19 protein-coding genes and 1 pseudogene are annotated in these 23167 nt (G+C 67.7%); 5 read left to right on the forward strand and 15 right to left on the reverse strand.

What is annotated here, in order from left to right; translation table 11 throughout:
• Positions 1-4: 4 nt before the first annotated feature.
• Positions 5-664 carry a MotA/TolQ/ExbB proton channel family protein gene (locus tag HBF32_RS05275; RefSeq protein ID WP_338039737.1) on the reverse strand — a complete coding sequence of 220 codons (660 nt, stop codon included), beginning with the start codon at positions 662-664 and terminating at the stop codon, positions 5-7.
• Between the two features lie 216 nt (positions 665-880).
• Positions 881-4243: a GH92 family glycosyl hydrolase gene (locus tag HBF32_RS05280; RefSeq protein ID WP_205287705.1), complete on the reverse strand. Its 3363-nt coding sequence runs from the start codon at positions 4241-4243 to the stop codon at positions 881-883.
• Positions 4244-4373: 130 nt separating this feature from the next.
• Here HBF32_RS05280 and HBF32_RS05285 point away from each other — a divergent pair, with 130 nt between their 5' ends.
• Entirely contained in the window at positions 4374-4709 is a 336-nt protein-coding gene (locus HBF32_RS05285) for an ArsR/SmtB family transcription factor (protein WP_166698663.1), read from the forward strand.
• Positions 4702-5160, forward strand: coding sequence for an SRPBCC family protein (locus HBF32_RS05290; RefSeq protein WP_166698665.1), 459 nt, complete (start codon positions 4702-4704; stop codon positions 5158-5160). The genes HBF32_RS05285 and HBF32_RS05290 overlap by 8 nt, the downstream gene beginning before the upstream one ends.
• Position 5161: 1 nt before the next feature.
• On the opposite strand, the gene HBF32_RS05295 is transcribed toward HBF32_RS05290, so the two are convergent.
• The 5 genes and pseudogenes from HBF32_RS05295 to HBF32_RS05310 form a co-directional block, all read right to left on the reverse strand.
• On the reverse strand, positions 5162-7465 hold the full coding sequence (locus HBF32_RS05295) for a DNA internalization-related competence protein ComEC/Rec2 (RefSeq protein ID WP_338039738.1): 2304 nt from the start codon (positions 7463-7465) through the stop codon (positions 5162-5164).
• Between the two features lie 121 nt (positions 7466-7586).
• A complete protein-coding gene (locus tag HBF32_RS05300; RefSeq protein WP_193570329.1) occupies positions 7587-8162 on the reverse strand; it encodes a hypothetical protein in 576 nt (191 codons plus the stop codon).
• Positions 8163-8271: 109 nt separating this feature from the next.
• Positions 8272-8700, reverse strand: a complete 429-nt coding sequence (locus HBF32_RS19605) for a hypothetical protein (protein ID WP_338039805.1) — start codon at positions 8698-8700, stop codon at positions 8272-8274.
• A gap of 102 nt (positions 8701-8802) precedes the next feature.
• Positions 8803-9201, reverse strand: a pseudogene (locus tag HBF32_RS19610) (histone H1-like repetitive region-containing protein); the annotation flags it as partial.
• A 104-nt stretch (positions 9202-9305) separates the two neighbouring features.
• On the reverse strand, positions 9306-9911 hold the full coding sequence (locus tag HBF32_RS05310; RefSeq protein ID WP_166698669.1) for a rhomboid family intramembrane serine protease: 606 nt from the start codon (positions 9909-9911) through the stop codon (positions 9306-9308).
• Between the two features lie 125 nt (positions 9912-10036).
• On the opposite strand from HBF32_RS05310, the gene HBF32_RS05315 reads away from it, so the two are divergent.
• Positions 10037-10912 carry a PhzF family phenazine biosynthesis protein gene (locus HBF32_RS05315; protein WP_166698670.1) on the forward strand — a complete coding sequence of 292 codons (876 nt, stop codon included), beginning with the start codon at positions 10037-10039 and terminating at the stop codon, positions 10910-10912.
• 40 nt (positions 10913-10952) lie between these two features.
• Positions 10953-11408, forward strand: a complete 456-nt coding sequence (locus HBF32_RS05320; protein ID WP_166698671.1) for a YaiI/YqxD family protein — start codon at positions 10953-10955, stop codon at positions 11406-11408.
• An 81-nt stretch (positions 11409-11489) separates the two neighbouring features.
• Here the strand turns inward: HBF32_RS05320 and HBF32_RS05325 are convergent, their stop codons facing one another.
• The 4 genes from HBF32_RS05325 to HBF32_RS05340 form a co-directional block, all read right to left on the reverse strand.
• Entirely contained in the window at positions 11490-12347 is an 858-nt protein-coding gene (locus HBF32_RS05325; protein ID WP_166698672.1) for a dimethylarginine dimethylaminohydrolase family protein, read from the reverse strand.
• A 62-nt stretch (positions 12348-12409) separates the two neighbouring features.
• Positions 12410-12691 carry a prefoldin domain-containing protein gene (locus HBF32_RS05330; RefSeq protein ID WP_166698673.1) on the reverse strand — a complete coding sequence of 94 codons (282 nt, stop codon included), beginning with the start codon at positions 12689-12691 and terminating at the stop codon, positions 12410-12412.
• 191 nt (positions 12692-12882) lie between these two features.
• Positions 12883-13770 (reverse strand): NAD(P)-dependent oxidoreductase, encoded by an 888-nt coding sequence (locus HBF32_RS05335; RefSeq protein WP_166698674.1) that lies wholly within the window; start codon positions 13768-13770, stop codon positions 12883-12885.
• 14 nt (positions 13771-13784) lie between these two features.
• The gene (locus HBF32_RS05340; RefSeq protein WP_166698675.1) at positions 13785-14960 is read right to left on the reverse strand and encodes a BaiN/RdsA family NAD(P)/FAD-dependent oxidoreductase; all 1176 of its coding nucleotides are present in this window, start codon (positions 14958-14960) and stop codon (positions 13785-13787) included.
• 131 nt (positions 14961-15091) lie between these two features.
• Here HBF32_RS05340 and HBF32_RS05345 point away from each other — a divergent pair, with 131 nt between their 5' ends.
• On the forward strand, positions 15092-15574 hold the full coding sequence (locus HBF32_RS05345; protein WP_166698676.1) for a YajQ family cyclic di-GMP-binding protein: 483 nt from the start codon (positions 15092-15094) through the stop codon (positions 15572-15574).
• Positions 15575-15674: 100 nt separating this feature from the next.
• Here HBF32_RS05345 and HBF32_RS05350 read toward each other — a convergent pair whose 3' ends face one another.
• From HBF32_RS05350 to HBF32_RS05365, 4 genes are all read right to left on the reverse strand, one after another.
• On the reverse strand, positions 15675-18641 hold the full coding sequence (locus tag HBF32_RS05350; protein ID WP_338039739.1) for a diguanylate cyclase: 2967 nt from the start codon (positions 18639-18641) through the stop codon (positions 15675-15677).
• Between the two features lie 118 nt (positions 18642-18759).
• Positions 18760-20307, reverse strand: a complete 1548-nt coding sequence (locus HBF32_RS05355; RefSeq protein ID WP_166698678.1) for an EAL domain-containing protein — start codon at positions 20305-20307, stop codon at positions 18760-18762.
• 286 nt (positions 20308-20593) lie between these two features.
• Positions 20594-22639: a S9 family peptidase gene (locus tag HBF32_RS05360; RefSeq protein ID WP_166698679.1), complete on the reverse strand. Its 2046-nt coding sequence runs from the start codon at positions 22637-22639 to the stop codon at positions 20594-20596.
• A 153-nt stretch (positions 22640-22792) separates the two neighbouring features.
• Complete coding sequence (locus HBF32_RS05365) at positions 22793-23083, reverse strand: GNAT family N-acetyltransferase (RefSeq protein WP_166698680.1); 291 nt, start codon at positions 23081-23083, stop codon at positions 22793-22795.
• Between the last annotated feature and the right edge of the window lie 84 nt (positions 23084-23167).

A 23167-nucleotide genomic window follows, 5' to 3' on the forward strand; every position in this document is an offset into this window, starting at 1 on the left:
GGGATCAACCGGCCTGCGTCGTGGCGGCTTCCGGCGCGGCGGTGCGACGGCGCGGCACCGGGCGCGATGCCGAGAGATCGTCCAGCAGCGCCGTGGCTTCCTTCTCCATCTGCACCACGTAACCGCCGACCTTCGAGCGGAAGTAGCGATGCAGCACGTAGGCGGGAATGGAGACGACGAGGCCGAAAGCCGTGCAGATCAGGGCCTCGCCGATACCGCCGGCCATCTTGGTCGGATCGCCGATGCCGCCGGCCATCACGTTGAGGAACATGCGGATCAGGCCGATGACGGTACCCAGCAGGCCGAGCAGCGGGCCGATGAGGGCAATGGTGCCGAGCGTGTTGAGGTAGCGCTCCATGCGGTGGACCACATGGCGCCCGGTGTCCTCGATGCGCTCCTTGATGATCTCGCGCGGGCGGTCGCGCACGGCCAGCGCGCCGGCGAACAGTTCGCCCAGCGGAGAACCCTTCTCCAGCGCGGCGAGGTGGGCGGCATCGAGCTTCGACGAGCGCGCCCACTCGCGGACTTCGGCGCCGAGACCCGGCGGCAGCACGGCCGCGCGGCGCAGGGCCCAGAAGCGTTCGAGCACGATCGCCAGGGCTGCCAGCGAACAAATGAGGATCGGCAGCAACGCCCAGCCGCCAGCCAGAAGGATCTCGAGCACGTGAACCCCGGAGCTACGAAAAGTCAGGCGGGCATGATAGCAGGGCCGGCGACGGGGACTGAGCAACCAGTCGCAGACCGCCACTCAGACGGCCCCGCGCCCCGCCAGGAGCTGCAGAACATTGTAGGAGCCGGTATAGCGGCGAGGGGCACCTGCCTCGCCGCTTCATCGCTGCGTGGGCTTCTCGCCGCTATAGCGGCTCCTACCACAAGCCGATCAGTGGGCGAGGAGTTCCAGTTCGGCCACCGCCCCGGGGGCATCCGACTCCAGTACCAGCCGGTACTGCTTGTACGCCACCGGCTTCGCGACCACGAAGGCCCGCGTCTGCCGGTGCCACGGGAAGCGCTCGTCGCGGCGTTCGTCGAGGGTGGCCCACTGCTTGCCGTCCGCCGAACCCTGCAGGATCCAGCGCGACGGCGCTGGCTGGCTGGCACCGGAGGTGATGGTGTAAGCCGCGACGCTGGCCGGTTTCGCCAGGCGGTAATCGACCACGGTCTTACCCTTCGGCAGGGCGAACTCGGTCGAGGAATCGTTATCCGCCACCGCGGCAAGCTTCGCGTCGCGATGACCGTCGAGGGTCGTGCCATCGACACGGGTCACGTCGCGCAGGGGATCGGGCTTTTGCCCCTCCGCCGTGATCGATGCCGGCAAGGCATCCGCCCCGGTACCCCACTTCGACGGTTCCGGCCCCATGACGAAATCGAGCGTCGCCCCCTTCGCCAGCAGTTCGTGCGGCAGGGTCAGCTTGTTCCAGGCCTCTCCGTTCACCTTCAACGATTGCACGTAACGGTTCGTATCGCTGACGCCGGGGGCGCGGATGTCGATCTTCGCCCCGTTCTCCAGCGCAATGGTCATGTGCGGGAAGTGCGGCGCGCCGATGACGTATTCCGGCGTGCCCATGCGCAACGGGTAGAAGCCCGCCGCGCCGAACAGCCACCATGCCGACATCTCGCCGTTGTCTTCGTCGCCCGGATAGCCCTGGCCGATCTCGCTGCCCACGTAAAGGCGCGACACCGCGTCACGCAGCTTGTCCTGCGTCTTCCATGGCTGGCCGGCTTCGTCGTACATCCAGATGATGTGGTGCGACGGCTGGTTGGAGTGGCCGTACTGGCCCATGCGCACGTCGCGCGCCTCGAGCATTTCGTGGATCACGCCGCCGTAGTCGCCCACGTCGAAGGTCCCCGGCGTCGAGAAGAAGGTATCGAGTTTCGCCGCCAGTGCATCGCGTCCGCCGTACAGTCCGGCCAGGCCGGCACCGTCCTGCGGTGCGTGGAACGCCATGTTCCAGGCATCGGTTTCGGTGTAGTCGCCACCCCAGCGGGTCGGATTGAAATCCTTCGCGTTCCAGCGCCACTTGCCTGCCGGATCGCGGGCGACGAAGAAACCCACCTCGGGTTCGAACAGGTTGGTGTAACCCACGGCACGCGAGCGATACCACACGGCATCGTCGGCATAGTTGCGATAGCTGTCGCCGGTCACCGGCGACTTCGCCAGCGCCGCGGCGAGGTTGCCGATGGCGAAATCATTGATGTAACCGTCCATCGACCAGGACAGGCCCTCGGACACGGTGTCGTCGGTATAGCCGTTGAACAGCGAACGTTCGATGCCCTTGCGACCCGCGCCCTTCACGTCGCTGACGCTCGACGCGTTGCGGATGGCCGACTGGTAGAACGAGGCCACGTCGAAATTGCGCACGCCCTTCAGCCAGGCATCCGAAAAGGCCACATCGGAGCTGGTGCCGACCATGAGGTCCGCATAGCCCGGCGATGTCCACCGCGCGATCCAGCCGCCGTCGCGGTACTGTTGCACGAAGCCGTCGATCATCTGCCCCGCCTCCGTCGGCGTGAGCAGGACATAGGCCGGCCATGCCGTCCGATAGGTATCCCAGAAGCCGTTGTTGACGTAGGGCTTGCCGTCCACGATGCGCGCGCCGGTATGCGTCGGCGTGTTCTCGCCGGTGGCCGCGGAGAAGGGACTGGCGTAACGCCACACCGGCTTCTCCTTGCTGCCGGTGTTTTCGTACGCCTGGTTCGGATACAGGAACAGGCGATAGAGGTTGGAATAGAGGATGGTGCGTTCGTCGCGCGTCGCGCCCTCCACCGCGACGATGCCCAGGCGCTTGTCCCAGGCCTTGCGGGCGCGCTCACGCACGCTGTCGAAGGTGTCGTTCGCGGCGATTTCCTGCGCGAGGTTGGCTTTGGCCTGGTCCACGCCGATCAGCGACGTGGCGATACGCATCGTCACCACACGGCCGTCCTTCTTCGACGTATCGAAGCCGAACCATGCGGACGCGGCGTCGCGCTTCTCGCCGGTTAGCCGGCCGCTCTCGGCCACGGGCTTGTCGAACTCGGCATAGAAGAACAGGCGCGTGGCACCGGTGGACAACCGGCTCTTCACGTCGGACCAGCCCTGGATGGAGCGATGGGCTGGATCCAGCGTGACCGACGCACGGTCGTCGAGGTTGTCGAACACCAGCTGCGACCGCTTGCCCGCGAAGGTGAAACGGAACATCGCGGCGTGGTCGGTGGGCGTGATTTCGGTCGCGATACCGTTGTCGAAGCGCACGCCGTAGTAATCCGGGTGCGCCACTTCGGCGTCGTGGCCGAACGACAGCGCACGCGTCTCGCGCTTCAGCGGCGGCGCACCCGATGCCGCCTGGGCGGGCATCACCTGGAAGGTCTGCCGCTCGCCCATCCAGGGGCTGGGTTCGTGCGACAGGCCGAAGGCCTCGATACGCGGACGGTTGTCGTCGCCGTTGCGCTCCTGGTACTGGTAGATCCAGTTGGAACCCGCGTTCGTGGTGGGCGTCCAGAAATTGAAGCCGTGCGGCATCGCCACCGCGGGGAAATTGTTGCCGCGCGAGAAATTGGCGTTCGCGTTCGAGCCGCGGCGCGTGTCGACAAAGTCGGTGGGATGCGTGCTCGCCATGTCCTTCACCACACCGACGCGCACGTCGTCGATATAGCCCTCGAAGCGCTTGCCCGCGGGCGCGTCGGCGACGAGTTCGATGGAACGCACGCGGCGTCCCTTGGCGACGGCCGCGAGGTCCACGCTCACGTAGTTCCACTGGTCCGGATAGAGCACGCGCCCTTCGCCCTGCCCCTTTGCCGTGGCGGGCACACGATGCTGGTCGCGTGCGCCGCTCGCCGACAGGCGCGAGCCGTCGTCGAACACGACGTCGACGCTTACGTAGTTGGCGGGATTGGCGAGGTCGTCCTTGTTCGAACGCGGGAAGACCAGCCAGGAAAGGGTCGTGCCGTCGGTCACGCTCAGGTCGGTGTCGAACAGCTTCGCCGTCGTCGCACGACCGGTGGCGGTCCCCGCGTAGCGCAGCGAATGGGTGCCGGTAAAGCCGACGTTCGCCTTCGCGGTGAGCACCGCCTCGGGCGGCGGACCGCCAACCACGCGCACCTCCAGGCCACCGGCGGCGCTCCCGGCGAGCAGCGGCGGATCGCCTTGCTCGAAGGAACTGTCGAAACGCTGGGTAGCCGCAAGGGCCGCTCCAGAGACGAGGATGGATGACATCGCCAACGCGAGCCCCGTCTTTTTCCACACCGGCATCGATCCCGTCACGCTCATCCCCTCGTTTGCGGAAACGGCATTTAAATCGTTCTAAATTCAGGATGTCAAATGCACCGCAGCACCGCTTGACATGCAACTATTTACTTGCCTATGCTACATGCAAGTATTTACTTGCGCGTCTTCGACCATGCCCGCACGCCCGGACGACACCGATCTCCTCTTCAAGGCACTGGCCGATCCCGGCCGGCGCAGGCTCCTCGACCTGTTGCATGCGCACGACGGCCGCACGCTCAACGAACTGTGCGAACACATGGACATGAGCCGGCAAGGCGTGACGCAGCACCTGGACCTGCTGGTCGCGGCGAACCTCGTCGTCACCGTGCGGCGCGGCCGCGAAAAGCTGCACTTCCTCAATCCCGTGCCGCTGCAGGACATCTACCGGCGCTGGATCGCCAAGTTCGAAACGCCACGCCTGAAAGCGCTGGACGACCTCAAACGACGACTGGAGAACGACGATGGCTAGATCCACCTTTGTCTACGTGACCTACATCCGCAGCACGCCGGAGAAAGTCTGGTCTGCGCTCACCGACGAAGACTTCCAGAAGCAGTACTGGTTCGGCATGCGCTGTGAAAGCGAATGGACGCCCGGCGCCGCGTGGCGGATGATGTCCCCCGACGGGGTCGTCTACGACGCGGGCAGCATCGTCGAATCCGAACCTCCGCGGCGCCTCGTCATCCGTTGGCAGCACCAGAACTTCCCGGAACTCAAGGCCGAAGGCGATTCGCTCTGCACGATGGAAGTGGAAGCCACCGGGAGCGCGGTCAAGCTCACGATCACCCACGCCATCGAGCGCGAGCCGTCGAAACTGATCGACGCCGTGTCGGGTGGCTGGCCGGCGATCCTGTCCAATCTCAAGTCCCTGCTCGAGACCGGGCAGGTCGTGCTGGACCGACCTGCCGGTCCCAAATCCTGAATCATTCGCGCCAGTAGCGGTACGACGGACGACGCCATTCGCGCGTGACCGCCGGCGGAGACGCCGCGGGAAAGTCGATGCGTATCGCACCGCTGCGTGCCGTCACATGGACGTCCGTGCCCATGGCGGCATGCCGGTCGACGATGGACGGATGCGGATGGCCGAAGCGATTCCGCCAGCCGGCCGATGCGATCGAAAGCGTCGGCCGCACCGCCGCCAGCCAGGAAGGATCGGACGAATGACGGCTACCGTGGTGGGCCATCGTCGTCACCGTCGGAAGCGGTGAGACGAGATCCACGGCATCCATGCGCCGTTCCGCCTGCTTGCCGATGTCCCCGGTAAGCAGGAGACGCCCCGCGCTGCCCTCGACGACGAGGACACAGGAGCGATCGTTCGATGCCGTTTTCCTTCCGCGATCCTCGGGCAGCGCGACGACACGGAAGGAAACACCATCCCACGACCAGGATGCGCCGGCGATGCAAGGCGACGCGGCGAAGCCGAGGCGATGGGGCTCGCCCGACCATCGGGAGGCTTCCGGGTAGCGCCGCGCTACCGAGGCGGCGCCACCGGCGTGATCGTTGTCCCCGTGACTGATCACGAGCCGGTCGACGGGCGCGATGCCGAGCGCCGCGATCGCGGGCAGCACGATACCGGCCCCCGCGTCGCTTCCGCCCGCGTACCTGGGTCCGGCGTCGTATACCAGCGTATGGGAGTGCGTGCGAACCAGCACCGCCAGCCCCTGCCCGACGTCCAGCACCCAGGCGCGAAAGGCGCCGGGCATGGGTGCTTCCCGCGGTGGCATGCCGAGTGGCAGGAAAAGCCATAGGCCATAACCGCGCAGGGGGACGCCGCGTGGCGCGAACAGCCATGCCGCACCGCATGTCGCCAGGAGCGTCGTCGCCAGTCCGCCCTCCGCGACGCCGAGGTTCGCCAACGGCCACGCCGCCATGCTTTCGAGCAGCCGCCACAGCCGGCCCAGCACCCACGCGGACGGCACAAGGAACAGATCGGCCAGGAACGGCAGGCCGAGCGCTGCGCAGCCCGACAGCGTGAGCGGCACCACCACGAAACTCACCAGCGGTGCCGCGAGCAGGTTCGCGAAGAATCCGACCAGCGACGCGCTGCCGAAGAACCACAGGCACAGGGGAAGCAAGGCGATGCTCATCGCCGCCTGCGCACGCACAAGCTCTCCCAGCCAGCCGCGCCACCCCGCGGAGCGCGGAGCGACACACAGCGTCAGGAATCCCACGCCCGCGAAGGAGAGCCAGAAACCGGGAGAGAGCACCGCGAGGGGGTCCACCACGAGCACGCCGAGCACGGCGGCGGAAAGCAAGGTGGCGCCGCCTGCCGTGCGCCTGCCGATGGCGGCGAACACCACGACCGCGATCATGAGCAGGCTGCGCACCGTCGGCAGGCCCATGCCTGCCAGCAGGCCATACGTTCCCGCCACCCCCAGTCCGAGCGCGGCCTGGGCGATCTGGCGAGGCAACCTGAGCGCCAGCCATGGCAGCAGGCCGTAGAGAAGCCGGGCGAGCACGACGCCGCCTCCGGCCGCGACACCGATATGGAATCCGGAAATCGCCAGGAGATGGGAGACACCCGTCGCCCTTGCCGTGTCCCAGTCGGCCGGATCGAAACCGCGCGTGTCGCCCACGGCGAGCGCCTTGACGATGCGCGCGTCGCGTTCGCCGAGGCGCGCGTCGAGCGTCTTCGCGATGCGGTGGCGCCAGCCGTCGACACAGGTGGAGGTGGACAACCGCTCGCTGGCGGAAGCGTCGCGCACATAGCCCGTCGCCACGATGCGACGCTGCAACGCGCCACGTTCCGTATCGGCCGGCCCCGGATTCAGCACGCCACGAGGCCGGCGCAGGCGCACGGTGAGCCGCCAGCGCTCGCACGGTCGCGGCGCCACGGCGCTGCGGTACCAGGTCAGTCGCAGGCGTCCGCGCGGTACGCCGCCGTCGCCTCGCCGCCCCTCCGGCTCGAACACGAACGCGGTATCGGCGCCGCTGCGCCGTGGCAGGTCGACGACGCGTCCCGTGACGACGACATCCTCGCCGTTGCGCGACGCCGGCCACCGCGCCTGCATCGCGCAGGCGCCGTGCGTCGCTGCCCATGCCGCGAACAAGGCCATCGCGGCGAACCACCGGATGACGGAGCGCTTCCCCCGCCACAGGACGACGGCAGCGATCGCGCATGCCGACGCGGATACCATCGGCGAAGGCAGCGATGCCAGCCCCTGCACCACCGTGCAGCCGACGAGGGCGGCGACGGCGACGGAAACGAGCGAAAAAGGAACGCGCACGAAGAGCGCCGCACGATGTGACGATAACGACGCTCAGCCTATGCGCAAGCGGCGCTCGCGCGGTTCGCGACGGCGTGTCGGCGCAGGGAGCCGTTTACGACGGGTCGACGCCGATGCGGCCTCAGTCGGTGGTGCTGCGGAACCGGCTGCGATCCCGTCCGGTGCCGGCCTGACGCACGCTGGGCGCCGCGCGCGGCGTGGCCGTGGGTGCCGGACGGTGATCGCCACCCCGGTCGCCGCCGCCATGCCAGCCACCGGACGGCCGGTTGCCGCCGCCCTGCCAGTTGCCGGGGCGGTGATCGTCGCGATCCGGGCGGTTGTCGCCGCGCCAGCCGCCGCGGCCGCCGTCGCCATGCCAGTTGCCGCCGGAATGGCGGTCGTTATCGTGGCGGTCGTGCCAGTCGCCCCGCGGCGGTGGACGGCCATGCCAGTCACCGCCGCGACGGTCATAGCGCCGGCCGTCGTATCGGTCGTACCAGACGGTACCGACGCTCAGGCTCGAATAGCAGCAGGCCGGGCCGTAATCGTAGTAGCGATACCCTGGCGAATAGGCACCCGGGGATACCACGGTCTCTTCCCCGTAGTAGGCGTCCGCGCCGGTGCCGTTGCGGACGTAGCCGTAATCCGGGTCGTAATAGCATCCGGCGAGCGGCAGGCAGGCGGCCACCGCCAGGAGAAGCGAGTGCGCTCGACGCATGGGGAAATTCTCCGTGGGGACGATTCGACACTGCGCTTGTCCGATTGAACGGCCGCTAAAAAGAAAAGGCCGCCCGAGGCGGCCCTTTCCTTTCATTCAGTTTTCACGCTCAACCCTTGGCTTTCTGCTGGTCGCCACGCTCGTGCGCCATGTTCGGCTGGCTGGCTTCCGGCGACGGAGCCTTCGGGGCGGGATGGGACCCGCTGCCCGGCACCGCGTCCGGCGTACCGGCGGCATGCTGGTCGCCGGTGGGCCAATTCGGCCCCTGGCGATCGCGTTCGCGCTTTGCATCCAGCAGGGCCTGGATGTGCGCGACGGCTTCTTCCTGGGTGATGTGCTGTACCGGCGGCTCGTTGCCGGTATCGGACGTCGCGGCCCGTACCGGCTTCGGCTTCTTCGCCACCGGCGCGGTCCTGGGCTTCGTTGCCGGCCTGCTGGCGACCGGCGCGGCGACGGGCTTCTTCGCCGGTGCCGCGGCGACCTTGCGTGCCGGTGCCTTGCGCGTGGCGGTCGTGCCGGCCGTCTTGCGCGAGGCCACCTTGGACGCGGGGGCCTTCTTCGCCGCAGTCTTGCGAACCGGGGCCTTCCGGGTCGCCGTCTTTCGCGTGGAGGCCTTCTTTGCCGTAGCGCGCTTCACGGCCGCCTTCTTCGCGGTCGTCTTCCGGACAGCCGCCTTCTTCGCAGGGCTGCGCTTCGCGGCGGTTTTTTTCGCGGCGACCCGTTTCGCCGCCGCTTTCCGTACCGGCTTCCGTGCGGCAGCCTTCTTCGCCGAGGACTTCTTCACGGAGGCCCTCTTCGCGACCGGGCGCGCGCTCTTGCGTGCGGTCTTCCTTGCGGTTTTCTTCGCCGCGACCTTCCTGGTCGCCGCCTTCTTCGTCGAAGCCTTCTTCGTCGAAGCCCTCTTCGAGGCGGTCTTCTTCGTTGCCGTCTTTCGTGCCGCGGACTTCTTCGCGGCGGACTTTCGGGTCGTAGCCATGCGCTCATTCCTCCTGCGGTAGTAGCCGACGCGAACCGCCCCCCAGGGGAAACTCGCGTGCATGCCGGACGACAATCTAGGCTCGGCTTTTCGTTCCGGTCGTACGCATGATGTAACAGCTGCCGTCCGAAGTCACATATAAATCGTTCGGAATAGTCAGGTTGCCATCAGAAAAGTCGCGGCTGCGACAGCGACGCGATGAAGTTCAGCAACACGCCGGGGCGCAACGCGATGGTGAAGAGCACGCCATAGAGCGCGCCCCACAAGTGCGCGCTGTGATTGACGTTGTCGCCACCGCGCTTGTCCATGTAGACCGAGTACACGACGAACAGCACGCCATAGAGGATGGCCGGCATGGGCACGACGATGAGGTAGATCTTCGCCCACGGCGCCAGCAGGATGAATGCGAACAGGATCGCCGAGACCGCCCCGGAAGCGCCCAGGCTGCGATATCCCGCGTTGCGCCGGTTGGCCAGGTACGAGGGCAGGATCGAGAACACCAGCGCGCCGATGTAGAAGGTGAGGAAACCCAGCGGCCCCATCTCCATCGTGAAGAACTGTTCCATGATCCGGCCGGCGAAATACAGCGAGATCATGTTGAAGAACAGGTGGCCGCCGTCGGCATGGACCAACCCGTAGGTCACGAGCCGGTAATACTCGCGGCTGCGACTGAGGGCGGGAGGCCAGAGGATGAGGTCGTCCATCAGGCGATGGTTGCGGAAAGCGACGATCGAGACCACACAGGTCGCGAGGATGATGAGCAGCGTGATCATGCCTTGAAACAGCGTCCTTACACATCGAGCCAGCGCGCATCTTGGCGTTATCCCGGGACGTTGTCGAATGCCGTCCGTCCTCCGCGCGGCTATCATGTCGGCTTCCCTGTCCCCCGGTTCCACCGATGTCCCCCATCCGTTACAAGCAGCTCGACGTCTTCGCCGCCCGTCATGGCGGCGGCAATCCCCTCGGCGTGGTGGTCGACGCAGAGGGCTGGTCCGATGCGCGCATGCAGCGCTTCGCCCACTGGACCAACCTGGTCGAAACCACCTTCCTGATGCCCCCGCGCGCCGCGGGCGCCGGTTACCTGGCGCGCATCTTCACCCCCACCAAAGAGATCCCGTTCGCGGGGCACCCGACCATCGGCAGCGCGCACGCGGCCCTCGACGCCGGCCTGGTGACGCCCGATGCCGCCGGCATCGTGTGGCAGGAATGCGGCGCGGGCGTGCTGCCCATCCGCGTGGAAGGCAGCGGCCAGGCGCGCGAACTGTTCGTGCAGGCGCCCAAGGCGCGCATCGTCGGCGATGCCTCCTGCGCCGGCGAGACCCTTTCCGCGGTGCTCTACGGCGTGAGGTTGGGCGCGCTCGCTCCAGCCTGTGTCGAGGGCGGCCGCCGGTGGTGGATCGCCGAGTTCGCCGACGAGGCCGAGCTGCGTGGCTGGCATCCGGACCACGCGGCGATCCGCGCCCTCGCCATCGCCACCGATACGCTCGGCCTCTGCGTGTTCGCGCGCTCCGCGGAAGGCCTGGCCGTGCGTGCCTTCCCCGCGGGGGTCGGCATCGTCGAAGACCCCGCCTCCGGCGCCGCGAACGGCCTGATCGCCGCCTATCTCGCGGAGCGCGATACCACCGGCACGCTCGCAAAAGGTTACGTCGTGAGCCAGGGCCGCGAAGTAGGCCACGATGCGCGCATCATCATCCGCATCGACGGCGGCGCCGTATGGGTCGGGGGGCGGACGAACACCATCATCGACGGCTCGGTGGACTGGCGGGACCTCTAGGGGTCCTCCGATCGTTAATCTCATCGCGAGGTCCCCAAGCATGCGGATCTGGGTCGACGCCGACGCCTGCCCCAACGTCATCAAGGACATCCTCTTCCGCGCCGCCGAGCGCGAGCAGGTCGAGGTGACCCTGGTGGCGAACCAGTGGATCCGCACGCCGCCCTCGCGCTTCGTCCGCGCCATCCAGGTGCCCGGCGGCTTCGACGTGGCCGACGACGAGATCGTCCGCCGCCTGGAAGCGGGCGACCTGGTGGTGACCCAGGATATTCCGCTCGCCTCCTTCGCCATCGAGAAAGGCGCCCTCGCGCTGCATCCGCGAGGCGAGATGTTCACGAAGGACACCATCGCGGCACGGCTCTCGATGCGCAATTTCATGGAGGAGCTGCGCGGTGCCGGCGTGGATACCGGCGGGCCGGCGGCGATGCATCCGCGCGACCGGCAGGCGTTTGCCAATGAGCTGGACAAGTGGCTGGCCCGGCGGAAGAAGCTCTTGTAGGAGCCGCTATAGCGGCGAGAGCACTCTTGCGGCCTCGTGGCGAGCTTTCCTCGCCGCTATAGCGGCTCCTACAGCTTGCGGCTAGGCGCCGGGGATCTCGTCCAGGCGCAGGGTGAGGCACTTGGCGGCACCGCCGGACTTGATGAACTCGTCCAGCGCCACTTCCACCACCATGAAACCGGCAGCTTCCAGCCGCTCGCGCAATGCCCCGCTGGCCCGGTTGAGGATCACGACACGGCCGAGGTTAACGGCGTTGCAGGCGAAATCGAGCGCATCGCGCTCGCGCACGGGGATGCGCAGTCCCGGCGGCACATGCGTCTCGATCAAGGCGAGCGCAGGGGGATCGAACGCGCCGGGAAAATACAGGAGATACCCGTTCGCCAACGGGCAGAAGCAGGTGTCCAGGTGGTAGAAGCGCGGGTCGGAAAGCTTGACCGGCAGCACTTCGATATCGAGCAGGCGGGCCAGTTCCGGGGCGGCCTCGGCATCCGAGCGGTGACCGTGGCCCATCCACAGGCGCCGGGCGACCCCGCGATCGAACAGCGCATCGCCCGCACCTTCGAAGAACATGCCCTCGGGCAGGTCCACGATGTCGAAGCCGTGGCGGGCGAACCAGTCGCGGTCGTGGGCCTCTTCGCCCTGCCGTTCGGCGTAGCGAAAACGGCTCGGTACGAAGGCGTTACCGAAGACCAGGCCCGCGTTGGCGGTGAACGACATGTCCGGCAGGCCTTCCGCCGGCGGCTGCAGGGCCACGTCGGCGTGCCGGGAGACCGTATCGCGCAGTGCGTCCCACTGGCGGCGGGCGCGCTCGCTGGTGGTGTCATGGACGTGGTCGGTCATCCATGGATTGATGACGTAGCTGACCTCGAAGAACGTGGGTGCGCACATCAACAGCCGGGGCACGGTGCGCTCGATCATCGGGGACGTCGTTTCTGCCATGGACGGCGTGCGCCTGTATGAGATGACGAGGCCCGATCATGGCAGAAACCCGCGACATTCCGTCAGTGCAGCCTGTCACAGATATGGCTGACGGTCTCGGCGGAAAAATGCAGCTCCTTCAGGGCTTCCTCGAGCGATTCGCGCGAGTTCGCTTCGCTTTCGACCTGTTCGCCGGCGCTGCTCGGCGACACGTGCACGAAGGTTCTCCCGTCCTGGTAGGCGATGCCCTCATCGTGGACGTTCTGCTTCGTGAGCACCTTGAACGTCCCGTCGCCCGACTCCCTCACCGTGATCGAGCGGCCTTCGTGCTGGCCCTCGTACACTGTTTTCCAGCTTGCCGTCATAGCGTCCGCCCTCGTGTCGCACACAGCGTGCGGCCCGATTGTGGCCGATGCCGGGGACTAGCGATTGTGAAGAAGCGCCTCACGACCGCCGCCGATCCCTGCAGAAGCCGCTATAGCGGCGAGAGGAGTCTCGCCGCGGCGCCGCGAGGTTTTCTCGCCGCTATAGCGGCTCCTACAGAAACCGGCCGGCTTTAGACGAGGCCAGCCCTTTGCGCGGCCACTTTCGCCAGCGCCGACCAGTCCAGGTCGCCCTCTCCTGCCGCGAGGGCCTCCAGCAGCGTGTCGTGCAACACGCTGGCGAAGGGCATGGGCACCCGCTCCGCCTCGGCGGCCGCGCGAGCCAGACCGATGTCCTTGAATCCCAGGCTCATCTTGAAGCCGGCGGGAGCGTAGTTCTCCTCCGCGATCAGGCCGCCATAGGTCTTGAATACCGGCGAGGCGAACAGCGAGCCGGACATCACCTCGAGGAAATCCTTCGCCGGCACGCCATGCGCACGGACGAGCGCGGAGGCTTCGGCCATGCTCTCTATCGCCGCACCGATGAGGAAGTTGCCGCCGATCTTGACGATGTTGGCGCGCGCCGGGTCGTCGCCCATCGGCCACACCTTTCCGGCCAGCGGTTGGAGCAAGGGCAGCACTTTCGCCATCGCCTCCGGCTTGCCCGCGGCGACGATGTTGAGTTCGCCTGCGGCGGCCACGGCCGGGCGGCCGAAGACCGGGGCGGCGACGTAGCCCACCCCGCGCCGGTCGTGCGCCTCGGCCAGTTCCCGCGCCAGCGCTACCGAAATGGTCGCGTGGTTCACGTGCACAGCGCCCTTGGGCAAGGCATCGAGCACGCCGCCGTCGAGGATCGCATCGCGTACGGCGGCGTCGTTCGCCAGCATGCTGTGCAGCACCTCGACACCCGCGGCGGCGGCGCTCGCGCTCTCCGCCACGGTGGCGCCCTGCGCCGCCAGCGGCCGCGCCGCCTCCGGCGAGCGGTTCCAGACCGTGACCGCATGGCCGGCCTCCACCAGGTTCGCGGCCATGCCGGCGCCCATGCTGCCCAGACCGATGAAACCGATACGTACGCTACCCATCGCTCGCTCCACGTTCAGACGGCCAGCCCGGCGGCATGGCCGGAGGCCCAGGCCCATTGGAAGTTGTAGCCACCGAGGTGGCCGGTCACGTCAAGCACCTCGCCCACGAAGTAGAGGCCTTGCTGGCGACGGGACATCATCGTCGACGACGACACCTCGTCGGTGTCGACGCCGCCGAGGGTGACCTCGGCGGTGCGATAGCCTTCGGTGCCGCTGGCGACCACCGGCCAGTCGGACAACTGTGCGCCGATGCCGTTCAATTCGGCGTCACGGTACTGGCGCATCGGCCTGTTCGGCAGCCAGACCTCGCAGAGTCGCTCCGCCAGGCGGCGCGGCAGCAGGCCGGAGAGCACCGTCTTGAGCTCCGCCGCGGGGCGTTCGGCACGACCCTCGCGCAGCGCTTCCGCGGCGTCGCGGCCTGGCAGCAGATCGATGCGCAAGTCGGTGCCAGGCTCCCAGTGCGAGGAAATCTGCAGGATGGCCGGGCCGCTGAGCCCGCGATGCGTGAACAGCATGGCGTCGCGGAACGCGTGACCGTTCGCCCGCGCCTCCACCGGCAGGGCGACGCCGGAAAGACCCTCGAACCGCTCCTGATGCTTTCCGCTCAGGGTCAACGGCACGAGGCCCGCGCGCACCGGCAGCACGGCATGCCCGAACTGGCGTGCCACCTCGTAGCCGAATCCGCTGGCGCCGAGGCTGGGAATCGACAGGCCCCCGGTCGCCACGACCAGCGAGGCCGCGCGCACATGGCCCAGCGGCGTATCGCAGGCGAATCCGCCGGCCGCGGCGCGAAGGTGCGAGACCGCGCAACCGGTTTCCACGCGAACGCCGGCGGCCGCGCATTCGTCCAGCAGCATGCGCACGATCAGCTTCGACGATTCGTCGCAGAACAGCTGGCCCGGCGACTTCTCGTGCCACGCGATACGGTGCCGGTCGACCATCGCGATGAAGTCCCACGGCGTGTAGCGTGCCAGCGCGGACTTGCAGAAGTGCGGATTGGCGGAAAGGAAGTTCGCCGGGGAGGTGGCCGTGTTGGTGAAATTGCAGCGGCCACCGCCGGACATCAGGATCTTCTTGCCCGCCCGGTTGGCATGGTCCACGACCAGGACCCGGCGTCCGCGGCCGCCCGCGACGATGGCCGTCATCAGGCCCGCCGCGCCGGCCCCGATCACGAGGAGGTCGTATTCCATGCTCATTCCTGGTGCAAACCCACATAATACCTGTGGGAGCCGCTATAGCGGCGAGAAGCCAACGGAGCGGTGAAGCATTGCTATTGTCCCCCGCTACACTGTTTACCGCCCCCTTCAAAAGGACCTAGCAAATGCCCTCCTTCGACATCGTCTCGGAAGTCGACACGCACGAACTCACCAATGCCGTGGACCAGGCCAATCGCGAGGTCACCACCCGCTTCGACCTGCGCGGCACCTCGGCCAAGTACGAGCTCGACGAGAACGTCATCACCCAGAAGGCCGACAACGAATTCCAGCTGAAGCAGCTGCTCGACATCCTTCGCGGCCGCCTCTCCGCCCGCGGCATCGACGTGCGCGCCATGGACGAGGGCAAGGTGGAGACCAACCTTGCCGAGGCGCGGCAGAAGATCACCATCAAGCAGGGCATCGAGCAGCCCGTGGCGAAGAAGATCATCGCGAAGATCAAGGAGGCCAAGCTCAAGGTGGAGGCCCAGATCAACGGCGAGAAGATCCGCGTGACCGGGAAGAAACGCGACGACCTGCAGACGGCCATCGCGATGCTGCGCAAGGCGGACGTCGAGGTGCCGCTGCAGTTCGAGAACTTCCGCGACTGATGCGCGACTCTGTAGGAGCCGCCATGGCGGCGAGAAGCCAACGGAGCGACGAAGCGGTGAGGCAGGCGCCCTCGCCGCTATAGCGGCTCCTACAGCGCGGTTACAGTCCCGCGATGCGGGTGCGGTTGCGCCCGTCGTTCTTTGCCTCGTAGAGGGCGTCGTCCGCGCGGCCCAGCAGGGAGTTGAGCGATTCCGGCGCACGCCACATGGCCACGCCGGCGCTCACGGTGATGCGGATGCGGTAATCGCCGTGCACCATCACCATCGCGCCGAGGGCATGACGCACGCGCTCGGTGATGTCGAGGGCATGCTCGGCCAGCGCGCCGGGCAGGCACAGGATGAATTCTTCGCCGCCGAAACGGCCCGCGAGGTCGTCGGCCCGGCACATCGACGAGATCACCCGCATCGTCTCGCGAATCACCGTGTCGCCCGCCAGGTGGCCATAGGTGTCGTTCACCGACTTGAAGTCGTCGATGTCGATGAGCACCACGCTGAAGGGGATGCCGTCGGCGGCGGCACCCTGGCGCACCCGCTCCGCCTGTTCGAGGAAGCGGCGCCGGTTGAGCGAACCGGTAAGCTCGTCCGTGCCGGCGAGGTGGTCGAGGCGCTCGTTGGCCGCCTTGAGGTCGCGCGTGCGCGCGTCGACCTGGGCCTGCAGCAGTTCGGCGCGGCGGCGCAGGTAAAGCGTGCGCAGGTAGACGAGTCCGAAGAACGCCGCCACGCCCAGCGCGATGCCGAGCAGCAGCGTCCACGGGCTTTCGTACCAGCGCGGCGTCACCACGACGCGTACTGAGGTTTCCACCGTACGCCCGTCCAGGCCGCGCATCGTCGCGCGCAGGCGCAGCGTGTACGTTCCGCTGGGCAGGTTGGTGTAGATCGCGCTCGGCGGAATGCCCCGCGGCACCTCGTTCCAGGCCGTGTCCGTGCCGTCCATGCGGTAGGCGTAATGGGTTTCCATCGGCGCGCGGAAATCGAGCAGCGCGAAGTCCACCCGCAGGTTGCGGCCATGTTCGGAGAGCGCCATCTCGCCCCCGTCGCGCGGAATCTCGCGCAGCGGCAGCGGCCTGTCGTTGACCGACACCTGGGTGACCGCGAGGCGCGCGGGTCCGACCGCGGGTGCCACCCAGTACGGCCGCACGACGGTCAGGCCACCGAGGCCGCCGAACATCAGCTCGCCGCCGGGCGCTTCCGCGGCCGCCCGATGGATATAGCTGGGAATGCGCAGGCCGTCCCGGATGCCCAGGTCGGCGACACGATGGGTGGCCGTGTCCACCATGGCCACGCCGTTGGCCATCGAGGCCCAGACGCGATCGTTGCGATCGACCAGCAAGGCGTTGATCTTCGTGTTGGGCAGGCCTTCGCGCGCGCCCACCAGCCCGAAACGGAACGGTCCGCGCGGATTGAAATGGTCGAGGTAGGCGATGCCGCCGAACGTACCCAGCCAGAGGCGGCCATGCGAATCGAAGGCCATCGACCCGGTGTAGTCCTGCGGCAGGCTGTCGGGATTGGCGGGGTCGTGGAAGAGGTTCACGAACCCCGGCTCGCCGTCGTAGGAAATGCTGATACCGCTGATCGTGGCGTACCACCAGGCTCCGGGCATGCGCACGATGTAACGCACCTGGTCGCCCACGAGGCTCTTCGGGTCTTTCTCGTCGTGGCGCATCTGGATGAGCTTGCCGCTCACCGTGTCGTAGCGGAACAGCCCGTCGTAGCCACCGATGAGGATGTCGTTGCCCTCGCGGCGCATCGACAGGATCAGCCGGCCGTCGAGGCTGGGAATCATCGAACTCTTCAGCTCGAAGGTATCCGGATCGATGCGCGAGATGCCCTGGGCGCCAGCCCAGATGGAGCCGTCGGGCGCCACCACGAAGGCCTGCACGTCGCGTTCGGCCTGTTCGCCGCCCAGCTGCAGGTGGCGCATGCTGCCCTTGGCGAGGTCGAGCACATCGATCCGGCCCATGCCCAGCCCGAGCCACACGCGGCCGCGCGGGTCGACGAATACCGCATGCACGTTGGCGTTCGACAGCGTGTGCGTCTCCAGCGGCGACGGCAGCACCGAGAACACCTTGCGGCCGTGCGGATCGTAGTGCGCGGCGCCGAGTTCCGTCGCGACCCACAGGTTGCCGGCGGTATCCTGGTAGATGTCGCGCGTGATGTCGCCCGGCAACGAGGACGGCATCGCCGCGTCGTGCGCGAGCGAGCGCACGCGCCCCGTGGCAAAGTCGTAGGCGACCACGCCCGCGCCGTCCGTCGCCGCCCACAGCTCGCCCTGCGGCGTCTCGTGGAAGGCGCGCACGGTGCGGCGGCGGGCCATGCTGTCCTTGCCGGAGAAGCCCGGCACGTAGTGCCCCTGCCCCCTGGCGTCGATGTACACGGCGCCCGACTGGCCCGTGCCCACCCAGAGCCGGCCCGCGCTGTCCTCCAGCAAGGCCCAGACCTGGTCGTGGAGGATCTCGTCCACGACCGGATCGCTCGAACGCACGCGGCGGAAATGACCGCCCGGCTTGCGCACGAAGAGACCGTCGTCCACGCCGGCCCAGACATTGCCGGCCTTGCCCTCGGCCACGACGAACGTGCGCGGTACCATCCCCTTCGCGTCGAGCGGCGTTTGCGATTCGTGGGTGATCTTGCCGCTGGCCACGTCGAGGCGATCGACGCCGCGCTCGGTGGCGATCCAGAAGATGCCGCGCTGGTGGGACCGGCCGATCGCGAAGATCTTGCCGTCCGAGGTTCCCCCGGGCCCGATCGGGTAAACATGGAAGCGCATCGTCTCCGGATCGAAGCGGACCAGCCCTCCCGCGTTGGTACCGATCAGCAGCCCGCCGTCGTCCAGCGGCGCCAGAGCGCGCACATAGGAGTCGGGAAGGACGGCACCGGCATACGAGTCGGGCTCCTGTCCGAACACCTGCATGCGGTAACCGTCGTAGCGCACGAGACCGCCGAACGTGCCGATCCAGATGAGGCCGCGCTTGTCCTGCACGATCGCCGTGGTGGTCGAATGCGGCAGGCCATCGGCCACGCCGACCGTGTCGAACCAGGTGGATTCGTAGACGGCCCAGGGGTCCACGCCCGGTGTGGAAGGTTCCTGCGCCGCGGCGAGCGACGCGAACGCCAGGCAAAGTCCTCCCGCGAGGGCGAACAGACGTGCTCGGAAGCGCGGGAAACGAGCGGGCCGCGGCTGGCGGTCAGCCTGCATAGGCCGGTGTCGGAGCGAGGTACCGGGTGAACGCGTCGGCGCTCATCGGGCGCGCGAAGAAATACCCCTGGCCGATGTCGCAACCCAGGTCGCGCAACCATTCCGCCTGCGCCCTCGTTTCCACGCCTTCGGCGATCGTGCGCATGTTGAGCTTCTTCGCAAGACCGACGATGGCTTCGGTGATCTCGCGGTCGGCGAGGTTCGACGCGCTGCCGCGCACGAAGGACTGGTCGATCTTGATCGTGCCCACCGGCAGTTCGCGCAGGTGGCTGAGGTTCCAGTAGCCGGCGCCGAAATCGTCGATCAGCAGGTCGAACCCGTGCGAGCGCAGCTTCACCAGCTGACGCATGGTTTCCTCCGGTTCGCGCATCGCGGTGGATTCGGTGAGCTCGAAACGGATGCGGGTGGGGTCCACGCCGTACGAGCGCACGGCACGGTGCAGCGTGTCGACGAAGGCGGGGCGACTGAGTTCGTGCATGGACAGGTTGATGGCGACGTAATCCACTACGGTGCCTGCGGCGTCCCAGCTCTGCAACTGGTTGAGCACTTCGCGCAGCACGTATTCGCCCAGCGCGTGGATGAGGCCGGAACGCTCCGCGATCGCCACGAAGATGGCCGGCGGCACATCGCCGCGGACGGGATGCGGCCAGCGCGCCAGCGCCTCCACGCCGGCGAGGGTGCCATCGCGCAGATTGCGCTTCGGCTGGTATTCCACGGCGAGCTGCCCCGTCTGCAGCGCTTCGCGCAATTCGACGGTGAGGGCCAGGCGCTCTCGCGCCTGTTCCAGCATGCCTTCCTCGTAGAAACGGAAATCCGCCTTGCCGGTTTCCTTCACCGCATACATCGCGGCGTCGGCGTTGCGCAGGAGCGCGGCGGCCACCAGGCCGTCCTGCGGCGCCACGGCGACGCCGATGCTCGGGCTCACCGCGACGAACTGGCCGGCGACGTTCACCGGCTTGGAGACGAGGTCGAGCACCTTGCGGCAGACGCGGACGAGGTTCTCCATGCCGCCATAGGCCTGCACGATCACCACGAACTCGTCGCCGCCGAAGCGGGAGACGGTGTCGCGCTCGCGGACGCTGCTGCGCAGGGACGAAGCCACGGCGCGCAGGAAGCTGTCGCCCGCCTCGTGCCCGAGGGTGTCGTTGATGGACTTGAAGCCGTCGAGGTCGACGAACATCACGGCCAGCTGCACCTGCGGCGCGGCCAGGGCTTTTTCCAGCTCGCGCATCAGGTAGGCGCGATTGGGCAGGCCGGTGAGCGTGTCGTGATAAGCGTGGAAGGCCAGCGCACGGCTGGCCTGCTCGCGCGGATCCTCGAGCTTCGCGTGGAGGTGGCGGCGCTGCCCCACCAGCCATGCGATGACCGTGGCGGCCAGGGCGCAGACCACGATGAGCGCCAGCATCCAGCCGAGTCCCGCCCCCACGGTGCTGAAGCTGGCGCAACCGGACACGTCGACCGGTCCGAACACGGACCAGTGCGCGCACTTCGATACGGCGAGGTGCATGCCGCTCTCGACGTTACGATGTGTCAGCACGCCACGCTCCGGCCCGGCTTCCGGGACACGTCACCGGCCGGCATGGACGTCAGCCGGCCCGCGGATTCAACGAAATGTCCAAGGACGACGCCACGGATCCCGGGGGAAGGTCGGGCGCGATGCCACTTGTCCCTCGGATTATCGGCCACGCAGCCCCCGACTTTAGCCTCATGCGATGCATCCATCCGGCGTCTTCATCAGGGATGAGACGGCCGGCCCTGCCCGCATGATGCTGCGTCGGCGGAAAAACGCAATCCGTAGGGGCCCGGAGGCCCCTACGGGGCCGTCATTCGGCCGGGAGGTACTTGTCGAACCAGCCCAGGGCACGGGCCAGGACGTCGCGGCGGCTGGCCTCGCGGGCAAACCCGTGGCCTTCGCCCGGGTAGACCACCAGCGAGGTCGGCACGCCTTGGGCGCGCAGCGCATGCCAGAACTCGAAGGACTGCGGCGCCGGGCATTCCGCGTCGCGCTCGCCCACCACGATCAGGGTCGGGGTCTTCACCTGCTTGATGAAATTGATGGCCGAGCTCTTGGCGTACACCGCCGGGTCGTCGTACACGGACGCCCCGAAGAACGGCTTCATCCACTGATCGATCAGGTTCTGGCCGTAATAGCTCTGCCAGTTGGAGATGCCGGCGCCCGCCACCGCGGCGCGGAAGCGTCCCGTCTGGGTCACGCCGAACATCGTCATGAAGCCGCCGTAGCTCCAGCCGGTGAGGCCCAGGCGCTTGTCGTCCACCGGATGGTTCTTCTCGATGGCGTCCACGCCGGCCAGCACGTCGCGCATGTCGCCGTAGCCGAAATCCTTGCGGTTGGCCTGCACGAAGGCCTCGCCCTGCCCGTAGCTGCCGCGCGGATTGGGCATGAAGACGAAGTACCCGAGGGCCGAGAGCGGCGCGCCGCCATAGCCCACGCCGGGCCAGCGGGGCGAAACCATCGATGCCGGGCCGCCGTGGATCGACACGATCATGCCGTAGCGCTTTGACGGGTCGTAGTTCGCCGGATAGAGCAGCCAGCCCTGGACGTCGTGGCCTTCGTTCTTCCAGGAGATCGATTCGGCCTTGCCCCACGACGGCTTCAACCCGGCATTGAAGGAGGTGACGGTCGTCGGCATCGAGCTGCCGTCGAGGCTGGCGACCTGGACTTCGGGCGCCTTGTCGAAGGAGCTTGCCGTGAACGCGGCCACGTGGGCGTCGGCGCTCAGGGAGACGGACATCGACAGGCGGCCGTCGCCGATCGTCATCGGGGTTTCGAAGAGCGTGGTGGCCTTGGAGCCGCCCTCGCCCAGTTCGTAGCTCGACACGCGGCTTGCTCCGGCGGCGTGTTCGCCGACCAGCAGACGGCCGGGGCCGGTCCAGGCCAACCAGGCCGGCGTGGTGTGGATGCCGGGCGTGACGTCGACCGGATCGGCGCCGCCCACGGAGGGCACCGTCCAGATATCGCCGCCGTTGGACCCCTGGTCGCTCATCAGGCCGCCGATGAACGCGACCTGCTTGCCGTCGGGCGAGAAACGGGGCACCGCCATCTGGAGGCCCTTCAGGGGGCCCGACAGCTTCACCGTGTCGACCAGCATCAAGGCCTTGGCGCCGGTGCTGGCCGGTTGTACGTAGAGCTTTGCCACCCACCAGTTATTGTCGCCCGGCGGCTCGGCAGCGACGTACGCGATGCGGTCGCCGTTCGCGGAGAACGAAAATTCGTAGACGTGGAGCGCGGCGGGCGTGAGCGTGCGCACCTCGCCGCCACCGGCATCGACCATCGCGACCTGCTGCACCTCGACGCCTTCGACGCCGATCTCGCCGAGCTGCGGCTTGGCGGCGGCGGTCGCGCTGGCGCGGCGGGTGGCGTTCGGGACGTAGAGGAAGCCGAGCGCCTTGCCGTCGGGACGCCACGCCAGTCCATGGACGTAGCCCTTGAGCCGGGTGATCCGCTTCGGCGGGGTCTTCGTCGCGATGTCCACGACGTTGATGTCGTTCTGCTTCCCTTCTTCCACGCCCGGCGCCTTGCCGGCGCAGTCGGAGAGGAAGGCAAGATGGCGCGAATCCGGCGCCCAGATCGCCGCGGATTCGCTGCAACCCTTGCTCGTCGTGACGCGGTGCGCCTTGCCGCCGTCGGCGTCGGCCACTTGCAGCACCGTCTTGCCGTCCGTCTTCACCGTCCAGGCGAGGTGCCTGGCGTCCGGCGAGATCGACACCGATCCGATCGAACGGACCTTGCCGAGGGCGTCGAGGATGGCCGCGATCCGCGGGTCTTCCGGCGTCTTTGCGGGGGTGTCGGCATAGGCGGCGCCGGCGCAGGCGAGCGCGACGGCGGCGGCGATCCACTTCGTACGCATGGGTGGCCCTGGCTGTGGTGAGAGCGTGAAAGCTAACACGTACATGAACGCCAAGTAACCACTGACGGATGTCGATCCGCCTCCTTCGGGGAGCCGCTAACGCGGCGGAAGGACGTGCTCCCGCTTCACCGCCGCAGCGGCTCCCGCCGGTTCTTACGCCAGCAGGTCGGCGTACTCGGGATTCCGTTTGAACCATTGCTCGGCGTAGGAACATGCGGGACGTACCTTCCAGCCCTCGGCCCGGGCGACCTGCACCGCGAAACGGGTCAAGAGGTTCGCGATGCCCCTGCCGCCGACGGGATCGGGCACGCCGGTATGGGTGATGACCATGACCTTGCCCTCGAGGTGGTAATCGACTTCGCAGTGGTGACCGTCGACCACGACCCAGAACTCCTGCTTCGCGCGGTCGTGAAGGATCTCGAGGGGTTTTGCGATGTCGCTCATGATGGGCTCTCCGGAAGGATGGGCGAAGCATGCTCGCTTTCCGCCCCGCGTGGGAAGCACGCGAAAGGGGGTTGCCGCGAACCC

The sequence above is a fragment of the Luteibacter yeojuensis genome, from assembly GCF_011742875.1.
Classification (GTDB): domain Bacteria; phylum Pseudomonadota; class Gammaproteobacteria; order Xanthomonadales; family Rhodanobacteraceae; genus Luteibacter; species Luteibacter yeojuensis.

Excerpts from the sequence above, each read along its gene's own strand:
- HBF32_RS05345 (WP_166698676.1), top strand. The coding sequence starts at position 15,092 with ATGCCCTCCTTCGACATCGTCTCGGAAGTCGACACGCACGAACTCACC.
- HBF32_RS05315 (WP_166698670.1), top strand. The coding sequence starts at position 10,037 with ATGTCCCCCATCCGTTACAAGCAGCTCGACGTCTTCGCCGCCCGTCAT.
- HBF32_RS05335 (WP_166698674.1), bottom strand. The coding sequence starts at position 13,770 with ATGGGTAGCGTACGTATCGGTTTCATCGGTCTGGGCAGCATGGGCGCC.
- HBF32_RS05325 (WP_166698672.1), bottom strand. The coding sequence starts at position 12,347 with ATGGCAGAAACGACGTCCCCGATGATCGAGCGCACCGTGCCCCGGCTG.
- HBF32_RS05330 (WP_166698673.1), bottom strand. The coding sequence starts at position 12,691 with ATGACGGCAAGCTGGAAAACAGTGTACGAGGGCCAGCACGAAGGCCGC.
- HBF32_RS05310 (WP_166698669.1), bottom strand. The coding sequence starts at position 9,911 with ATGATCACGCTGCTCATCATCCTCGCGACCTGTGTGGTCTCGATCGTC.
- HBF32_RS05340 (WP_166698675.1), bottom strand. The coding sequence starts at position 14,960 with ATGGAATACGACCTCCTCGTGATCGGGGCCGGCGCGGCGGGCCTGATG.
- HBF32_RS05320 (WP_166698671.1), top strand. The coding sequence starts at position 10,953 with ATGCGGATCTGGGTCGACGCCGACGCCTGCCCCAACGTCATCAAGGAC.
- HBF32_RS05300 (WP_193570329.1), bottom strand. The coding sequence starts at position 8,162 with ATGCGTCGAGCGCACTCGCTTCTCCTGGCGGTGGCCGCCTGCCTGCCG.
- HBF32_RS05290 (WP_166698665.1), top strand. The coding sequence starts at position 4,702 with ATGGCTAGATCCACCTTTGTCTACGTGACCTACATCCGCAGCACGCCG.
- HBF32_RS05360 (WP_166698679.1), bottom strand. The coding sequence starts at position 22,639 with ATGCGTACGAAGTGGATCGCCGCCGCCGTCGCGCTCGCCTGCGCCGGC.
- HBF32_RS05280 (WP_205287705.1), bottom strand. The coding sequence starts at position 4,243 with ATGAGCGTGACGGGATCGATGCCGGTGTGGAAAAAGACGGGGCTCGCG.
- HBF32_RS05285 (WP_166698663.1), top strand. The coding sequence starts at position 4,374 with ATGCCCGCACGCCCGGACGACACCGATCTCCTCTTCAAGGCACTGGCC.
- HBF32_RS05365 (WP_166698680.1), bottom strand. The coding sequence starts at position 23,083 with ATGAGCGACATCGCAAAACCCCTCGAGATCCTTCACGACCGCGCGAAG.